This window comes from Sulfitobacter sp. HI0027, assembly GCF_001634775.1.
Taxonomy (GTDB): Bacteria; Pseudomonadota; Alphaproteobacteria; order Rhodobacterales; family Rhodobacteraceae; genus Sulfitobacter.
The window spans coordinates 1-264 of sequence record NZ_LWER01000297.1 but is presented as its reverse complement, the minus strand read 5'-3'; the positions used below and the strand labels follow the sequence as shown (position 1 = coordinate 264).

Annotated in this window: 1 protein-coding gene; it reads left to right on the top strand. The window is 52.3% G+C overall.

The features are described from left to right. On the top strand, nucleotides 1-264 hold a 264-nt coding region (locus tag A3722_RS23500), incomplete at both ends, for an FGGY family carbohydrate kinase (protein WP_269084698.1).

The window sequence follows — 264 nt, the reverse complement described above, 5'->3', positions numbered from 1 at the left end:
TCCATGGCACGCACAGTTTCCTTATTGTCTTCTAAAGACTACCTTATCTATCTGCTGACCGGACAGCATCAGATGGATTTGACGTCTGCAGTCGCGACATTGCTGTATGATGTCGGTGAGCGACGCTGGGATCTCGAACTATGCGTACTGGCGGGCCTATCTCCGGAAGCTCTCCCTCAAGTTGTAGAACCTACGACATGTGTCGGAAAGACTGGAGATGGTGCGAAGAGCTTTGGCTTGCCTAAGGGCGTCGCAGTGATCAGC